Origin of the sequence: Achromobacter sp. ESBL13 (assembly GCF_036668755.1) — a bacterium.
Taxonomy (GTDB): Bacteria; Pseudomonadota; Gammaproteobacteria; order Burkholderiales; family Burkholderiaceae_B; genus Achromobacter.
In genome coordinates this window covers 1,031,624-1,049,814 of record NZ_JAZEVT010000001.1, presented here as the reverse complement: position 1 = coordinate 1,049,814, position 18,191 = coordinate 1,031,624, and the positions used below count along the sequence as shown (strand labels likewise).

The 18,191-nt window shown below is 68.2% G+C and carries 8 protein-coding genes; 1 reads left to right on the top strand and 7 read right to left on the bottom strand.

Annotation, left to right across the window (positions count from 1 at the left end):
- Window positions 1-19: 19 nt before the first annotated feature.
- Window positions 20-1,162, bottom strand: coding sequence for a metallophosphoesterase (locus V6F88_RS04820; RefSeq protein ID WP_332608214.1), 1,143 nt, complete (start codon window positions 1,160-1,162; stop codon window positions 20-22).
- A gap of 200 nt (window positions 1,163-1,362) precedes the next feature.
- Between V6F88_RS04820 and fhuE the strand changes: the two genes are divergently transcribed.
- Entirely contained in the window at window positions 1,363-3,576 is a 2,214-nt protein-coding gene (gene fhuE, locus V6F88_RS04815; protein ID WP_332608213.1) for a ferric-rhodotorulic acid/ferric-coprogen receptor FhuE, read from the top strand.
- A gap of 19 nt (window positions 3,577-3,595) precedes the next feature.
- Here fhuE and treY read toward each other — a convergent pair whose 3' ends face one another.
- From treY to treS, 6 genes are read right to left on the bottom strand one after another with little or no spacing between them, the layout of a single operon-like run.
- Window positions 3,596-6,418 carry a malto-oligosyltrehalose synthase gene (gene treY / locus V6F88_RS04810; protein WP_332608212.1) on the bottom strand — a complete coding sequence of 941 codons (2,823 nt, stop codon included), beginning with the start codon at window positions 6,416-6,418 and terminating at the stop codon, window positions 3,596-3,598.
- The gene (malQ, locus tag V6F88_RS04805) at window positions 6,415-8,676 is read right to left on the bottom strand and encodes a 4-alpha-glucanotransferase (RefSeq protein WP_332608211.1); all 2,262 of its coding nucleotides are present in this window, start codon (window positions 8,674-8,676) and stop codon (window positions 6,415-6,417) included. Before malQ ends, treY begins: the two co-directional genes overlap by 4 nt.
- On the bottom strand, window positions 8,673-10,472 hold the full coding sequence (gene treZ, locus V6F88_RS04800) for a malto-oligosyltrehalose trehalohydrolase (RefSeq protein WP_332608210.1): 1,800 nt from the start codon (window positions 10,470-10,472) through the stop codon (window positions 8,673-8,675). The genes malQ and treZ overlap by 4 nt, the downstream gene beginning before the upstream one ends.
- Complete coding sequence (gene glgX, locus V6F88_RS04795) at window positions 10,469-12,580, bottom strand: glycogen debranching protein GlgX (protein WP_332608209.1); 2,112 nt, start codon at window positions 12,578-12,580, stop codon at window positions 10,469-10,471. The genes treZ and glgX overlap by 4 nt, the downstream gene beginning before the upstream one ends.
- Before the next feature lie 4 nt (window positions 12,581-12,584).
- Complete coding sequence (glgB, locus tag V6F88_RS04790) at window positions 12,585-14,792, bottom strand: 1,4-alpha-glucan branching protein GlgB (RefSeq protein ID WP_332608208.1); 2,208 nt, start codon at window positions 14,790-14,792, stop codon at window positions 12,585-12,587.
- On the bottom strand, window positions 14,789-18,178 hold the full coding sequence (gene treS, locus V6F88_RS04785) for a maltose alpha-D-glucosyltransferase (protein WP_332608207.1): 3,390 nt from the start codon (window positions 18,176-18,178) through the stop codon (window positions 14,789-14,791). Before treS ends, glgB begins: the two co-directional genes overlap by 4 nt.
- Window positions 18,179-18,191 lie beyond the last annotated feature (13 nt).

Below are 18,191 nucleotides of genomic sequence, written 5' to 3'. Positions count from 1 at the left end.
GTGGGCGGGCGTAGGCAGCCTACGGCGCGGCCACCCGGGCCGGCGCGCGCAGCACGATCTGCGTGATTTCGGAAGGCCGGCCCAGGCGGATCGGAAAGCCCGGCCACAGCCCGGTGCCGTTACTGACATACAACTTCATGCCGTTCACCTGGTATAGGCCGGACACATAGCCTTCGTTGGCCAGCTGCGTCAGCAGGTGCGGTCCCAGGATCTGGCCACCATGCGTATGCCCGGACAGTTGCAGCCCGGCCCCGGCCTGGGCGTTCAGCGCGGCGCCCGGGGGGCGATGGCTCAGCAGGATGACCGGGTCGGTCTTGGGCACGCCCTGCAACGCCCGTGCCACGTCCGGCACGGGCTGGTCGTAGGCGGCGGCCATCTTGTCGGTAACGCCGGCCAGCACCAGGCGCTGCCCCTTGGGCGTCAGCGTGACGTGGTCATTGAGCAGCAGGCGCAGCCCCAGCTTTTCGAAGGCCGGCAGCCAGCGCTGGTATTCGGCGTAGTACTCGTGGTTGCCGGGGATGGCATAGACGCCCTGCGGCGCGCGCAGGGCTTGCAGCGGCAGCACATCGGCCGCGCGCGCATCGGTGGTGCCGTCAACCAGGTCCCCAGTGATGACGATCAGGTCCGGGTTCAAAGCGTTGGTTTTCTTGACCACCGCTTCCATCCACGGCGCTTCCAGAAGGCGGCTGGCGTGCAGGTCGGTCAGTTGCACCAGCCGAAAGCCGTCCAGTTCGGGCGGCAGCTTGGGCAGGGCGATTTCCAGCGTCTTGACATCGGGCACGCGCACCGCCTGCCACACGCCGATGGCCGACAGCAGCGCGGCCGCCACCGCCGCCCCTTGGCCCCAGCGGCGCGCGGCCAGCACACCGTGTCCCCGCACGCGCGAGAACGCATAGATCACCACGCCCACCACGTCGCGCAGCAACAGCAGCATGGCCAGCAGCAGCAGGGCGCCAAATGCCCAGCCCAGTGCCATCAGCAAGGTGGCGGGCACCTCGGGCGAGGCCATCGAACCAAAAAAATTGCGCGTCACCAGATGGTGCTCGGCCACGCCCAGCAGCAACAGGGCCAACACCGCCTTGGCAGGGCGGGACAACGACAGAGGCAGGACGAAACGCCAGATGACGTAAAGACTGATCAGTCCGGTAAAGACATGGAACACGAAAGGAATTCCTACGGAAAGCGACTGGAATGGGGGCCGAGGCCAGCGACATTATGCCGATCCGCCGGGCAGGGCGTTGGCTACACCCATGGCGCGTAGGGACAAATCAGTCGTAATTTCACAACAGCAAATCGATATGCGAATCAGTCGCATTACACTTCGTTCCCATAATGCAACCCGTAGAAGGAAAGGAACGCAGCATGCACGAGCAAAGGCCGCTGGGCGGCAGACCCCGTATTCACCCTTCTGGTCGCTTCGCGTGGCGGCTGGGGCCCACGTCGGCCCTGGTGCTGATGGCGCTGGCGTCCACCGGCGCGGCGGCCCAGGCGCAGGACAGCGCCGTGGCCACCTTGCCCAGCGTGCAGGTGGTGGGCGACGGCGATCCCACCACCACGGAAGGGACGGGATCCTACACGCCCCGAGCCACGGCGGCCGGTACGGGCATGCCCCTGACGCTGCGCGAGACGCCGCAGTCGGTCACCGTGGTGACGCGCCAGCGCATGGAAGACGAAGACATGCGTTCGCTGGCCGACGTCATGGCCGGCACGCCGGGCATCGCGGTTCAGAACTACGACAGCGAGCGCTATTCGTTCAGTTCGCGCGGATTCGCCATCAGCAACTACCTGTACGACGGCGTACCCACCGGCTTCGATAGCGGCTATGCCGCGGGCGAATCGTCAATGGACACCATCATCTACGACCGCGTGGAAGTCGTGCGCGGCGCCACCGGGCTGCTGACCGGCGCGGGCAATCCGTCGGCGTCCATCAACCTGGTGCGCAAGCACGCCATCAGCCGCGAATTCAAGGCCGACATCAGCGTCAGCGCCGGCAGCTGGGACACCTATCGCGGCACGCTGGACCTGTCCACGCCGCTGAACAAGGACGGTAGCGTGCGCGGCCGCATCGTGTCCGCCTACCAGGACAACCACTCTTATCTGGACGACTACAAGAGCCAGAAAAAGGTGTTCTACGGCGTGGTGGACGCCGACCTGACCTCGCGCACCACCTTCAGCGCGGGCTTGAACTATCAGGACAACGAGCCCAGGGGCAGCAGTTGGGGCGGCTTTCCGCTGTGGTACGCGGACGGCGGCCGCACGGATTGGAAGCGGTCGCTGAACACCGGCGCCGACTGGAGTTCCTGGGCCAGCACCACGACCGGCGGTTTCGCCAGCCTGGAACATCGCTTTGACAATGATTGGCGCGTGCAGGCGGTGGCATCTCATTCCAAGCACGAAATGGATGGCAAGCTGCTCTATCTGTACGGCTGGCCCGACCGCGAAACCGGCTTGGGCGTAAACGGATCGCCGTCGTGGTACCTGGGCGACCGCAAGCAGAACAGCCTGGACGTGAAGGCCACCGGCCCGTTCACCGCCTTTGGACGCCGCCACGAAGCCGTGGTGGGCGCCAGCTTCACCCGCCAGTACGCCGACTTTGATTACCGCGCAGGCTTGAACGCCGCGCCGGTGGGCAACTTCTTTGACTGGAACGGTTCGTATCCGGAACCCGACTGGAGCGACACGGCGGTGACGGCCAGCCGCTACACCACCAAGCAGACGGGCTGGTACGGTGCGCTGCGCTTGAACCTGGCTGACCCATTGAAGCTGATCGTGGGCGGCCGCTACAGCACCTGGAAGACGGATTCGGTCGGCTTTGGCGGCGGCGACCACACCGCGTTCGACAAGAACGCGTTCACGCCCTACGCCGGGCTGCTGTACGACATCAACGACAACTACACCGCCTACGTCAGCTACACCGGCATCTTCAATCCGCAAAGCTACCAGGACCGCAACGGCGGCTGGCTGGACCCGCTGGAAGGCAAATCCTACGAGGCCGGCGTCAAGGGCGAATTCCTGGAAGGCCGCCTGAACGCCAGCGCGGCGGTGTTCCAGGTCGAGCAGGACAACGTGGCGCAAACCGACCCGGGTTACCTGGTGCCGGGTTCCATCAACCAGGCTTATCGGGCCGCACAAGGAACGCGCAGCCGGGGCTTTGACCTGGAAGTGTCCGGAGAAGTCACGCCGGGCTGGAACCTGGCGGCGGGCTGGTCGCATTGGACGGCGCGCGACGGCGACGGCGCGGCCATCCAGACGGACCAGCCGCGCACGCTGGTGCGCGTCTTCACCACCTACCAGCTGCCGGGCGACTGGAACCGGCTGACGGTGGGCGGTGGGGTGAACTGGCAAAGCGGCGTCTACACCATCGCCAGCGGCCCCAATGGCGACGAACGCGTGGGGCAGGGCAGCTACGCCATCACCAACCTGATGGCCCGCTACCGCTTCAACCGCAACTTGTCGGCACAGCTGAACGTGAACAACCTGTTTGACCGCAAGTACTACAGCCAGGTCGGTTTCTACAGCCAGGGCGCGTGGGGGGCTGGGCGCAGCGCCATGGTGACGATGCGATACCAGTACTAAGCGTGGACGCGCTGGGACGCTACTCCGTCGCCAGCAGCGCCACCGGCCCGTCTCGCAGCAGTTGGTCCAGCGCAAGTTCACCGGCCGTGTTCACGCTGGGACGGCGGCCGAAGAGCACGTCGCGCAAGGCGTCCAGGTCCGCGTCCACGTCGGCTGGTAGCACCACGCGCGTGCCCGCCCAAAAATCCGCCGCTTGCGCTGGTTTGCCCTGGGCGTATCCCGCCAAGGCCATGGCGCACAGCCTGGGCGCCACGACCAGCACGCAGCGGCCGTCATGGCGGCGCAGGTAGGCAATGACGTGAGCCGCGCGCGGGCCGTGCGCGGCAAGGGGCGTGTAGTCGCCCACGCGGAAGACGTCGGGGTAGCGTGCCCGCAGCGCCAGCGCACGTTGGATGAGCGACTGCTTGATGGCGCCGCTGCGCCATGCCCGAGCGTCGGTGGGGATGGGCGTGTCAACGTCCCCCGCCTGGACGCTCGTGGCCGCGTGGTCCCGCAACGGCGTGGTGGCGTCCGTTGCATCGCGGTCCGAGGCGCCGGACGGATCGGATTCGGCCAGCAAGGCCGCCCGCTCTGCGTAGTCCACGGGGCGGCGGTTGTCGGGGTCGACCAGGCTGAAGTCCCACAGGTCCGCGCCTTGGTAAAGATCGGGCACGCCGGGCACTGTGTTGCGCAGCACCGTCTGGGTCAGGCTGTTCACCAGGCCCGCCGGCGCGATTTTCAGCGCCCAACTGCCGATGTCTCGCAGCAACGCCTGGCCGTCGCCGGGCTGTTGCAAGGCCTCGATGCATTGCCGGGCAGCGCGCTCGTAGTCGGCGTTCGGGTCAGTCCAGCTGGTGTGCAGCTTGGCTTCGCGCAGGGATTTTTCCTGCCACTGCGCGATGCGGCCTAGAAACTCCGCCACGGCCTCGGGCTGTTCGCTTAGCCGGTCGGGCGACAACGATAGCGGCCACGCGCCCACCAGGCTTTGCAAAAGCAGGTAGCGGTCGGCGGGCGTAGGCGCCCCGGGCGGGGCCAGCCGCGCAATCCAGCCGTCCGCGGTGCGGCGCCAGTCCTCGGGGATTTCAGACAGCACGGCCAGCCGGGCGCGCGTGTCTTCGCCACGCTTGTGGTCGTGGGTGGCGGTGGCCAGCATGGCATGCGGATGCGTGCCCGCACGCGCCGCGCATAGCGCATGGAACTCTTCAAGCGGCAACGTGAACCGCGTTGGGCTGGAGCCCACTTCGTTGCGGGACAACAGCGGGCCGCGTCGGTAGAACAGCGTGTCTTCCAGGGCTTTGGCGGCCAGCGGGGGCGTCAGTTGCTGGAAGCGGCGCAAGGCCAGCGTGCGCGCCTCGGCTTCCTGGGAGTCGGCAGTGTCCGTCGAATCGGCGCCGGGGTTTGCGGCCGTTGGGGCCGTCGTGGAGCCGGACGGCGGCGTGCCACCGCCCAACCATTGGTCCAACTGGTCCAGCAGGCGCAGGTCGGCCGACGCGTCGCCCAGCGCCAAGCGCGCCTGGTCCAGCGCGATGCGGCACCAGTGCGTATCGGCGGGGCTGCGGCCGCCGTCCTCTGCATAGGTGCGGTACACCGGGAATGCCGCCAGTAACGCCGTCAGGACGCGGTCGATGGCGGGCTGGGTCCAATCGCGGGTACGCGCGTCCCTGTGTGCGATGCGTGCCAGCGCCGCCACCAGCGCCTGGCGCTCGCTGGGGAAGTGGCGGGCCAGCATGCGGTGGCGGGCGTCGCGCAGTTGGGCCGGGGCGTCGCGCGGGTCGCGGCTCAGGCTGGCCCAGAACTGTTCCAGCGGCGCCTGGGCCTGGGGCGCATGCAGCAGCGCGCCCACCTGATCCATGAAGTCGTAGCCCGTGGTGCCGTGGGTGGGCCAATGCGGTTCCAGCGCTTCGTCGTCCGCCAGGATCTTTTCAATGACCAGATAGCCTTCGCCGGGCAGGCCGGCCTGGCTGCGGGCGTCGTCCGCCTCGCGCATGGCGCGGCGCAAGCGGCGCAGATACGCGCCGGGGCTGGCCAGACCGTCGATATGGTCGATGCGCAAGCCGTCAAGCACGCCTTCGCGGTACAAGCGCAGCACCAGCGCATGCACGGCGTTGAACACGGCCTCGTCTTCCACGCGCACACCCACCAGCTCGCTGATCTCAAAGAAGCGGCGCCAGTTGATGAGGTCGGGCGCGGTGCGCCACCAGGCCAGCCGGTAATGCTGGCGTTCCAGCAAGGCGTGCAGGCGCGCCTGGCCCGCCGCGGTGTCGGGGTCGCAGGCGGCGCACAAGGTGGCCGGGTCGCCGGTGGCCGAGCCGGGCGCCAAGGGCAGTTGCTGGCCGCCGGCTTCGATATGGCTGGTGCCCGATTGCGCATCGTGCACCAGCCGGATGCCGCCCGCCGCCAAGGTTTCGCTGTACGGCTCGGGCAGCACGGGCAGCAGCACCTTGCCGCGCAGCAGGGGGTCGGGCGCGTCCCAGTTGATGTCGAAGGTGCCGGCGTGCGTGCTTTGCCGGCCCAGCCGCAACATGTCGGCCCACCAGGCGTTGGACGCATGCGCGGCCATGTGGTTGGGCACGATATCGGCAATCAGGCCCATGCCGTGGGCGCGCGCCGCGTCGGCGAGTTCGCGCAGCGCGCTTTCACCGCCCAGGTCGGCGCTGACACGCTCGTGGTCGATAACGTCATAGCCGTGGGTCGAGCCCGCCTTGGCCTGGGTGATGGGCGACAGGTACAGGTGGCTGACCCCCAACGCGGCGTAGTAGGGAAGCTGCCGGCGGGCGTCGTCCAACGTGAAGTCGGCGTGCAATTGCAGGCGGGCGGTGGCGCGGGGAATGCTGGGGGCGATGGGCGGGGCGACGGGCTTCATGAGCGGCCCCGCAGTGCGCGCACCGGGCGCAGCCGCGCCTGGCTGGTGTGCGCCGTCAGGCAATCGTTGACCGACAACGGCGCCCGCTGGCGCCAGTTGGGATGCTGGTCGATGGTGCCGGGCAGGTTGGGCTGATCCAGCTGACCGGTCAGGTCTTCCAGCGTAACCAGCATCAGCGGGCAGGGCGTGGCGGCCACAAAACCCAGCAGTTCCGCGCTGGGCGTCTGGCGGGGCAGGGGCCGCGTCGAGGCCGTGGGCGACGAGGCCTGCACCGAACGCCACAGCGTGGCGCGTTCTTCCAGGCGGTCGGCTCGTTGGGCGGCTTCTTCCTGGCCGGGGCCTAGCAGATTCAAGCGGGAACGCCACAGGATGTCCTGGGCGTGCCACCAGCCTTCCAGCGTGGGCAAATCATGAGTCGTGGTCATGGCAACAGCGTGTTTGGGCCATTCCGTAGGGGACAGGAAGGCCGGGGGTTCAGAGGGGGGGCTGGGCGTGTCGGAACCGGCGGCAGCGTCCGAACCGGCGGACGTTGCGGAAGCGGCGGCCGGGTCGGGACTATCCGCCGTGGCAGAGGCGCGCATGAACCACAGTACGTCCATGCCGAGCACGCCGTGTTCTTCCAGCAGCGCGTCAAAGCCTTCCGGCACCGTGCCCAGGTTCTCGCCCACGATCAGCGCGCGATGCAGCCACGCTTCCAGGGCCGTCAAGCGCAGCAGCTGGCGCAGCGGATAGCGCACGTAGCCACCATCTTGCGGACCGGCGCCATCCGGGATCAGCCACATCCGGGCCATGCCCAGGATGTGGTCGATGCGCAGGCCGCCCGCGTGCGACAGACTGGCCCGCAGCATCGCCAGGAAGGCTGAATAGCCGGATTCCTGCAAGGCGGCAGGGGACAGCGCGGTCAGCCCCCAGCCCTGGCCCAGCGGGTTGTAGATATCGGGCGGCGCGCCCACGCTGGCGCGCTTGACCAGGTCGGCCTGGCGGCTCCATGCGTGGCTGCCCAGCGGGCTTGCGCCCACCGCCAGGTCCGCCACGATGCCCACGCGCATGCCCGCGTCGCGGCCGGCACGCTGCGCCTGCTTCAGGCTGGCCGAGGCCAGCCACTGGGCGAACGCATGCGCGTCCACCTCTTGGGCGTGCTGCGCGGCGAACTGCTGCGCGGCCGATGAGCGCGGGTCGCGCAGAGCGGCGGGCCATTGCGTCCACGGCACGGGCGTGCCCGCCTCCAGACTGTGCGCCGCGTGCAGCGCTTCAAACAGCGCGTGGTCGCGCAGGTCCTGCCCGCCGGCGTTACGGAAGGCGTCGTAGGCGCGGCGCTGCTCGTCGCCCGCCGCCACGGCGAAACGGTCATGCAGGCGGCGCAGCAGCTGTTGCCGGAAACCGGCGGCCGCGGGCCAATCGATCAAGGGCTGGGCATCCAGCGAGCGCAAGCGCGTGTGCGTCATCCCCGCCAGGGCATCACGTACGGCGTCGGCGCCCAGGACGGCGGCGGGATCGGCGTACAAGGCGTTCAAGAACAGGCGGCTGGACGGCGAATACGGGCTGCACTGTGCCGGGTCGGCGGCAAACATGGCGTGCACCGGGCTGATCGCCAGCGCGTCCGCACCCGCATTGCCGGCTGCCTGAGCCAGGTCGCGCAGGGCGCCAAAGTCGCCAAAGCCGTGCGTGGCCTGCGTGGGGTCCGGGTTGGGCCGGCGCAGGCTGTAGACCTGCACCGCCAGGCCCCAGGCGCGGGCGTCTTTCTCTTGCAGCAGCTCGTTCAGCCCGGGCGCTCGGCGGGGCGCGACGGCAAGCGTCGTCACGCCGCCGGCCGTGTGCAGCGTGTAGTAACCCGGGGTCGAGGGGGCGCGCAACATCGGCGCGGTGCCGCCAGCCTGCGTAGGTTGGCCTGCGCGTTGGCCTGTGCGTGGGTCCGCGCGTTGCGCGGTGTTCTGGTCGGTTGTCTGGCCGGTGATGGCGGGCCCCGCTGGCGGCTCGATCCGATACGCGCCCGCGCAGTCGCGGGGCAGGAACACCGCTTCCTCGGTAACGGCGATCAGCATCGCGGGCAGGCGTGACCGCGCTTGCATGTCGGCCAACCGTTGCCGGCTGACGCGGATGTCAGCCTCTGATTCGGCGGGCAGGTCCATGGCGGCCAGCAGGGCGCGCAGCGTGTCGGCCGACACGCGTTGCGGGCGCTTGTCCGCGTCCGTCCAGTGTTCCGCGATACCGGCGTCGGCCGCCAACTCCGATAGCCCGGCGGGGGCGTCGGCGCTCATGCGGGTTCCTCCAGCAGCCACACCGTGCTTTCCGAGCACAGGTTGCCCTGGCACAACGCGTCGAACGCGCCCGCGCGCGACTCAAATAGCAGCGCCGAGAACAAGGGCGCGGCCGACGCTTGTTGACGCGGCAGCGCCTCCGGCACGGGGCCGAGGTTGACGTACGCGGACAGCAGCGCGCCGTCGGCAAGACGCCACTTGGCATGCACGCTGTGCTCGCCGACGGCACGCGCGAACACGGTCTTGGCGCCGTCCAGGCGCGGTGCGATCACGCGCTGGCGCATGTCCAGCAGCGCGCGGTACAGATCGCGCCACTGCTGCGCGTCGGGGCTGGCCTGTGCGCTCCAGGGGTTGCTCTGGTCCCAGGTGGTTTCGGCGTTGGGGTCCGGCACGGCGTCGCTGTTTGCGCCCGAAAACTCGGGAAACGCGGCGAATTCCCGCTGGCGGCCTTCGCGTACCGCCGTGGCCAGGGCCGGGTCGGTATGGCTGGTGAAGTACAGGAACGGGGCGCGGCTGCCGGCTTCTTCGCCCATGAACACCAGCGGAATCTGCGGGGCCAGCAGTTGCAGCACGACGCCGGCGCGCAGCCGTTCCGTGGTTTCGGCCAAAAGGGTCAGCCGTTCACCGCGCGCGCGGTTGCCGGTCTGGTCATGGTTTTGCAGGAACAGCACGAAAGACGTGGGCGACAGGTGGCCGCTGGGTTCGCCCCGGGCGGCGCCCTGGCGGTAGGGCGACGGCTGGCCCTGGTAGACCCAGCCTTCGCCCAGGCAGCGCGCCAAGGCCTGGGCCGGGCGGTTTGCGTAGTCGGCGTAGTAGCCGCGCGATTCCCCCGTCAGCAGGTGGTGCAGCACGTGATGCGCGTCGTCGTTCCACTGGGCGTCGTAGCCGTCGGTCAGCAGGCTGGCGCGGTTGTCGTCGTTTTCCAGCACCAGATGGATGTGGCGCTGCGCGGGAATCTGGCCCCGAACAAAGCGCGCCAGTTCCACCAGCCATTCCGGGTCGGGGATGGCGTGCACCGCGTCCAGGCGCAGGCCGTCAAAGCGGTATTCCGTCAGCCAGTACAACGCGTTTTCTTCGAAGTAGCGGCGCACGGGGGGCTGGCGAAAATCGATGGCCGAGCCCCAGGGGGTGGCCACGTCATCCCGAAAGAACGGGGCGGCGTACTGGGACAGGTAATTGCCGTCCGGGCCGAAGTGGTTGTAGACCACGTCCAGCATCACGCACAGCCCCAGCCCGTGCGCCGTGTCGATCAGCTGCTTCAGGTCGTCCGGCGTGCCGTAAGCGGTGTCCGGCGCATACGGCAGCACGCCGTCGTAGCCCCAGTTGCGCGGACCGGGAAAGTCGGCAATCGGCATCAGCTCAATCACCGTGAAGCCCACGTCGGCCAGCTCGGGCAGCTTTTTTGTCAGCCCCGCAAAGCCGCCCGCCAGGCCGGCGTGTGCTTCGTAGATAACGGCTTCGCGCCACGGCCGACCCATCCATGAGGGGTGCTGCCACGGATAGGTGTCCGCGCCCACCACCACGCTGGCGTCGTGCACGTCGCCGTCTTGCAGGCGCGAAGCCGGGTCGGGCGCCAGCAAGCCTTCGCCCAGGCCGTATTGATAGCGCGTTCCCGCCGCGCAATCGACGTCGACCTGCACAAAGCCATCGGCCTCGGGGTGCAAGGGGATGGGATCACGGCCGGAAATGACCAGCGCCAGGTCGGGCGGGGCGGATGGTGCCCACAGGCGAAAGCGCGTGCGGCCATCGGGCAGCGGCAGCGCGCCGTGGGTATACGGTTCGGGCAACACGGTCATGATGCATTTCCGGAGATGCAGGTGGCAGACAGCAGGACAAGGCTGTGCGCCTGTACGGTGATTTCGTTTTCGGTAACGGGCGCGGCGGGCACTTGCGTGGCCGAATCCAGCTCCCGCAGCCACGCCTGGCCAGGTTCGGGCAGGGCGAAGGTGGCGGGTTCGGCACCGGGGTTCATCAACAGCAAGGTGATGTCCGCGCTGCCGTCCTCGCGCAGCGCCGCGCGCCGCAGCGCCATCGTGCGTTGTTGCGGGTCGTCCCAGGCCCCCTGGTCGATGGGGCCGCCATGCGTGTCGAACCAGCCAATGGCGCTGACGCCGGGGCACACTTCGCGGGCCGCGTCGCCAAAGCGGGCGGCGCGCAGGCTGGGGTGGTCGCGTCGCAATGCGACCGCGCGGGCGACGAACGTGCTTAACGCACGGCCTTCGTCGCTTTGCGCCTGCGTCCAGTCCAGCCACGACACGGGGTTGTCCTGGCAATAGGCGTTGTTGTTGCCGTCCTGGCTGTTGCCGAATTCGTCGCCGGCCAACATCATCGGCGTGCCGTCCGACAGGAACAGCGTCGCCAGCAGCGCGCGTTGCACGCGGCTGCGGGTTTCCAGGATGGCGGCGTCATCGGTCGGGCCTTCGGCGCCCCAGTTGTGGCTGTAGTTTTCCGAATGGCCGTCGTTGCCGCCTTCGCCGTTGCCTTCGTTGTGGCTGCCGTCGTAGCTGACGACATCCTGCGTGGTGAAGCCGTCGTGCGATGCGATGAAGTTGACGCTGGCCCAGGGACGGCGGTGGCGGCGGTCGAAGATATCGCGCGAGCCGCACAGGCGCGCGGCCATGTCGCCGCGCATGCCTTCGTCGCCGCGCCAATAGCGGCGCACGGTGTCGCGGTAGCGGTCGTTCCATTCCGCCATGCCGGGCGGGTGGCTGCCCAGTTGATAGCCGTCGGGGCCGATGTCCCAGGGCTCCGAAATGAGCTTGACGCCGGCCAGCACCGGGTCCTGCAACAGGGCGTCAAAAAAGCCGGAGCCCGGGTCAAAGCCCGTGCCCTCGCGGCCCAGCGTCACGCCCAGGTCGAAGCGAAAGCCGTCCACGCCATAGGATTGCGTCCAGTAGCGCAGTGAATCGGTGACCATCTGAAGCACGCGCGGGTGCGACAGGTTGACGGTGTTGCCGCAGCCCGTATCGTTGATGTAGTAGCGTTCTTCGCCCGGCATCAGGCGGTAGTAGCTGGCGTTATCCAGGCCGCGCCACGACAGGGTGGGGCCCAGTTCGCTGCCTTCGCAGGTGTGGTTGTAGACCACGTCCAGTATCACCTCCAACCCGGCCGCATGCAGGCGCCGCACGGCCTGGCGCAAGTCGTTGGGGCCGCGTTGCAGGTAGGTGGGTTCCGGCGCGAAGAACGACAGCGTGTTGTAGCCCCAGTAGTTGCGCAGGCCGCGTTCCAGCAGGAAGCGGTCTTGCAGGAAGGCGTGCACGGGCAGCAGTTCGACGGCGGTGACGCCCAGGCGGTGCAGGTGTTCAATAAAGCGCGGGTCCGCCAGCGCGGCGCAGGTGCCGCGCAGCGGCGGGCGCAGGTCCTCGCGCTGCATCGACACGCCGCGCAGATGCACTTCGTAGATCGTGGTGTCGGTCCACGGCGTGTCGGGCGCCTTGCTGTTGCCCCAGTTAAAGGGCACGTCTTCGGTCACCACCGCCTTGGCCATGGCCGGCGCGCTGTCGCGGCGGTCCATCGACAAGTCGCCGCGCGCGTGGTTCAGGCGGTATCCGAACAGCGCATCGCTCCAGCTGACGGGGCCGGTCAGTTGGCGGGCGTAGGGGTCCAGCAGCAGCTTGTGCGGGTTGAAGCGGTGGCCGTTGCGCGGGTCGTACGGCCCATGGGCGCGATAGCCGTAGATCAAACCGGGCTGGGCGTCGGGCAGGTAGCCGTGCCAGATTTCGTCGGTACATTCCGGCAGGTCGAAGCGTCGTAGTTCTTTGCGGCCGCGCGCATCGAACACGCACAGTTCGATGCGGGTGGCGTTGGCCGAGAACACGGCGAAATTCACGCCCAAGCCGTCGCTGACGGCGCCCAGCGGATACGGCTTGCCGGAGGTAAGGCGGGTGAACTGAGTGGGGTCCATGGATTCAGCCTTCGTGCGTGAAGAACAAGGTGGCAAGAGGAGGTAGCGTCAGCGACAGGGATTGCGCGTGGCCGTGAGCGGGCTGGTCGGCGGACTGCGCCGCGCCCTGGTTGCCTTGGCCCGAGCCGCCATACCAACCGGCGTCGGTGTTCAGCGTTTCGGCCCAGCGCCCCGCCAGCGGCACGCCGACGCGGTAGCCGTGGCGGGTGACGGGGGTGAAATTGCAGATGGCCAGCATGGTCGACGTGCCGCTGCGGCGCAGGAACGCGGCCACGCTGTTGTCGGCGTCGTCCATGACCAGCCAGGCGAAGCCTTCGGGCCGGGCGTCCATTTCGTGCAGCGCGGGCGAATCGCGGTACACCCGGTTCAAGTCGGCCACCAGGCGCTGCACGCCTTTGTGGCCGGCGTCGTCCAGCAGGCTCCAGTTGATGGTGGCGTCGTGATTCCATTCGGCCGGTTGCGCCAGTTCGCCGCCCATGAACAGCAGCTTCTTGCCGGGATGCGCCCACATAAAGCCCAGGTAGGCGCGCAGGTTGGCCAGCTTGGTGCCGTGGTCGCCCGGCATCTTGTTCAGCAGCGAACCCTTGCCGTGCACCACTTCGTCATGCGATAGCGGCAGGATGAAACGTTCGGAATAGGCGTAGGCCATGCCGAAAGTGATGTCGTGGTGGTGGTACTTGCGATAGACGGGGTCTTCCTGCATGTAGCGCAGCGTGTCGTGCATCCACCCCATATTCCATTTGTAGTGAAAGCCCAGGCCGCCTTCGGACACCGGCGCGGTCACGCCGGGCCACGCGGTGGACTCTTCGGCCACCACGATGGCGTCCGGCGCTTCCTGGCGCACGGTCGTGTTCAAGTCGCGCAGGAAGGCCACGGCTTCCAGGTTCTCGCGGCCGCCATACACGTTGGGGATCCACTCGCCGGGCTGGCGGCTGTAGTCTCGGTACAGCATCGATGCCACGGCGTCCACGCGCAGGCCGTCGATATGGAATTGGCGCAGCCAGTGCACCGCGCTGGCAATCATGAAGGCTTTGACTTCGGTGCGGCCCAGGTTGTAGACCAGCGTGTTCCAGTCGGGGTGATAGCCTTCGCGCGGGTCGGCGTATTCGTACAGCGGCGTGCCGTCAAAGCGCGCCAGCCCGTGCGCATCGTTCGGGAAGTGCGCGGGCACCCAGTCCAGGATCACCCCGACGCCCACGGCGTGGCAGCGGTCCACGAAGCGGGCGAAAGCGGCGGGCGGGCCGAAGCGCGCCGACGGCGCGAACATGCCCAGCGGCTGGTAACCCCAGGACCCGCCGAACGGATATTCCATGATGGGCATCAGCTCGACATGGGTGAAGCCCATGGCGTGCGCGTAGGCGGGCAGCTTGTCGGCAAGCTGGTCCCATACGCAGCGCTCGTTGTCGGCGGCCACCCACGAGCCGGCCTGCACTTCGTAAATCGAAATGGGCGCGTCGGGCTGCTGACGCGCGCCGCGCGATTGCATCCAGCCTTCGTCTGTCCAGACGTGGGGCGTGGGGTCGTCCACCACCGAGGCGGTCGCGGGTGCCGCCTGGGCCCGCCGCGCCATGGGGTCGGCCTTGAACACGATGGCGCCCGCGGTATCGGTGATGGCGAACTTGTAGCAATCGCCCGCGCACACGCCGGGAATGAACAGTTCCCACACGCCCGCGGCGTGGCGCAGGCGCATGGGGTGCCGGCGGCTGTCCCAACTATTGAAATCGCCCACCACCGCGACGCGGCGTGCGTTGGGCGCCCAGACCGCGCAGCGCAGGCCGGGCACGCCGTTCATTTCCACCAGGCGCGCGCCCAGCAGGTCCAACGCCGCGCGCCAGTCTCCGCTGGACAAGGCGCCCAGGTCGGCGTCCGATAGCACCGGTCCGAAGGCATACGGGTCCGCCGTCACCTGTTCCGTGCCTGGCCACTGGATGGCCAACTGATACGAAGCCGGGTCGCCGGGTCGGGCGCCGGGTGCGGCGCCGGTATACAGGCCATGTGCCTGTTCTTGCAGCGGTGTGCGGGTGCCGTCGGCGCTGATTACAGCCACCGCGCCGGCGCCGGGCAACAGCGCGCGTACGGCGCCGTCATGCGGCCCCAGCACGGCGAACGGGTCGGCGTGCTGGCCCCCGGCCAAGGCTTGTAACGTGGCCGCGTCAACCCGGCCGGCGGGGGTGGAAGACGGCGGCAAGCCGCCGTTGTCAGGAACGCTCATCGTGTTTTTTCCTCGGCGCTGATCGCCGCATCTTGCAAGAGTTCTCGTGCCAGACCCGTCAGGGCGCACAGCGGAATAGAAATCCAGTCCGGCCGGTGCGCCGCTTCGTAGCTGACCTCGTAGGCGGCTTTTTCCAGCTGTGCCAGCTTGAGCAGGGTGTCTTCCTGCGCGCCGGGCAAAGCAATGGCGGTGGACGCGGCTTCCTGGTAGCCCTGCAAGAAGGCCTCGGCCGCGCGCGATCCGAAGCGCGCCAGCAACGTGTCACGCAGATCCTGCGGCACGCCGGGCGCGGCGGGCGAATCGGCGGCCCCGGCGTTGGCGTCGGTGGGCGCGCCGCCCATCGGGTCAGATCGCGCCACGGACGCGGCGGCGTAATCGAACGAACGCAGCATGCCGGCCACGTCCTTGTACGGCGTGGTGATGTTGCGCCGGGCTTCCAGCGTCTGGATCGGTTCGCCTTCGAAGTCGATCAGGTAGGCGTCGGTCTGCGCCACCAGCACCTGACCCAGGTGGAAGTCGCCATGCACGCGAATCAGCGGCGCGCCCACCAAAGCCTGCGCCATCGTGTCCACCTGTTTGCGCAGCCGGTCGCGATGTTCAAACAGCCATTGCGCGCAAGCGTGCGACGGCGCCTCCAGGCGGTCCATCACCGCGCGCAGGTCCTCGTCGGCGCGGTCCAGCTGCGCGGCGATGCGCGTGGCGTGCGCCTGGGCATCGTCGGCGGTGGCCGTCTGCACCGGAAAGGCCGGGTCATCCGTGGCTTGCGCCAGCGCGTTGTGCAGCTCGGCCAGACGGCGGCCGATGGTGCCGGCCATGACCGTGTAGCCCTCCAGGCTGGCCTCGAATTCCTCGGGGCTGTTGCCGCCCAGCATGGCGGCGCCCAGGGTCCGCTTCAGGTAGTCCAGGGTCCACGTCCAGGCGTCGCCCTCGTTGTTGACGAAGGCATGCATGACCGCCAGCGTGTGCGGCACGCCGTCGGCGTCCACCCGCACCACTTCACCCAGCAATGCCGGAATGTTGGCGTAGCCGGCGCGCGTCAGATGGCGCGACACCTCGACTTCTGGCGACACGCCGGGCTTCACATTGCGGATCAGCTTCAGGATGGCCTGGCTGCCCACGATCACCGAGCTATTGGATTGCTCGGCGCGGATCCACTGCAATTCGGGTTCCGTGCCAAAGTCGACATCGCCCAGCCCGGGCTCGGGCAGGTAGCGGATGACGCCCGGCTTGTCGCCCGGCTTGCCGCCGTCGCGTCCGTCCAGTTCCTGCTTGGCGCGCAGCGCGTCGATCACGCCCAGCACGAAGCCGGGTTGCAGGAAGGCGTCGGCCAGCGTGCCCACTTCCGGGCCGCGCCGCACCCGCGCGATGGGGTATTGCACCTGGGCGGTCTCGTCCCACACCAGCACGAACGGGGCTTGCACGCGCAGGCCGTCGTCAATGCCGTCTTCGGGTTCCACTTCGGCCCAGTAGTACTCGCCGCCCGCGCTGCTGCCGGCGCGCGTGCCGGCGCTGGTGGCGGCAAAGGGCGTGGCGTAGGCCAGGCGCGCGCGCGACGGCGCCTTCGACCCCGGGAACCAACGCTGGCGCGCCAGGTACTCGGGCAGTACTTCGTTTTCCAGCACATTGCGCGACGAGTCCGTCAACGCGGCGCCACCGCGCGACTTCAACACCAGCGTCGTCAGCTCGGGCATCTGGGCCGGGCCGCTGGCGTGCCATCCCGGCGGCGCGGCGTCCATGCTCAGGTCCATCCAGTAAAAGCCGTAGGGCGGCAAGGTCAGCAGGTAGGGCAATTCACCGATGGCTGGAAACGGCGTGCCGCCCAGCATTTCCACCGGCACGCGGCCGTTGAATTCCTGCAACGGCAGTTCCACGGGCTGCGCCGCGTTCGACAGGTTGGCCACGCACAGGATGGTGGTGTCGTTCCACTGCCGCAGGTAAGCCAGGATCTTGCGGTTGCCGGCCTGGATGAAGCGCAGCGTGCCCCGGCCAAACGCGTGCGTCTGGCGGCGCTGCGCCAACATGCGGCGCGTCCAGTTCAGCAGCGAATGCGGGTCGCGTTGCTGGGCTTCGACGTTGACCGCTTCGTAGCCGTACAGCGGCCCCATCAAGACGGGCAGGGGCAGGCGCTCGGGATCGGCGCGCGAAAAGCCGCCGTTGCGGTCCGGCGACCACTGCATCGGCGTGCGTACGCCGTCGCGGTCGCCCAGGTGCACGTTGTCGCCCATGCCCAACTCGTCGCCGTAGTACAGCACCGGCGTGCCGGGCATGGACAAGAGCAGGCTGTTCATCAGTTCGACGCGGCGGCGGTCGCGTTCCAGCAGGGGCGCCAGCCGGCGGCGGATGCCCAGGTTGATGCGCGCGCGCGGATCGGCGGCGTACACGCTCCACAGGTAATCGCGTTCGCGGCTGGTCACCATTTCCAGCGTCAGCTCGTCATGGTTGCGCAGGAAAATGGCCCATTGGCAGGTGTCCGGAATATCCGGCGTCTGGCGGATGATGTCGGTGATCGGAAAGCGGTCTTCCTGCGCGATGGCCATGTACATGCGCGGCATCAGCGGAAAGTGGAACGACATATGGCATTCGTCGCCCGCGCCAAAATATTCCTGCGCGTCTTCCGGCCACTGGTTCGCTTCGGCCAACAACAGCCGGCCCGGGTATTCCTGGTCGATCACGGCGCGTATCTGTTTCAGCACCTGATGCGTTTCTGGCAGGTTTTCGTTGTTGGTGCCTTCGCGTTCCACCAGGTACGGCACGGCATCCAGCCGCAACCCGTCCACGCCCATGTCCAGCCAGTAGCGCATGACGGACAGCACTTCCTTGAGCACCTGCGGGTTGTCGTAGTTCAGGTCGGGCTGATGGGAATAGAAGCGATGCCAGAAGTAGGCGTTGGCCTCGGGGTCCCACGTCCAGTTGGACTTTTCCGTGTCGCAGAAGATGATGCGCGTGCCGGCATAGGCCTTGTCGTTGTCGGACCATACGTAGAAGTTGCGCGCCGCCGATCCCGGGCGCGAGGTGCGCGCCCGCTGAAACCAGCGGTGCTGGTCCGACGTGTGGTTGACCACCAGTTCGGTAATGACGCGCAGCCCCCGCGCGTGGGCTTCCCGGATCAGCTTGCGCACATCGGCCACCGTGCCGTAGTCGGGATGCACGCCGCGATAGTCCGCGATGTCGTAGCCGTCGTCGCGCCGGGGCGACGGGTAGAACGGCAGCAGCCAGATCGTGTTCACGCCCAGGCTGGCGATGTAATCCAACTTCATGATCAGGCCGGGCACGTCTCCCACCCCGTCGTCATTCGAGTCGAAGAACGACTTCACATGCAGCTGATAGATAACGGCGTCCTTGTACCAAAGGCCGTCATCCTTGATGGGATTGGTTTCACTGATCATCGTGGGCTCCGGG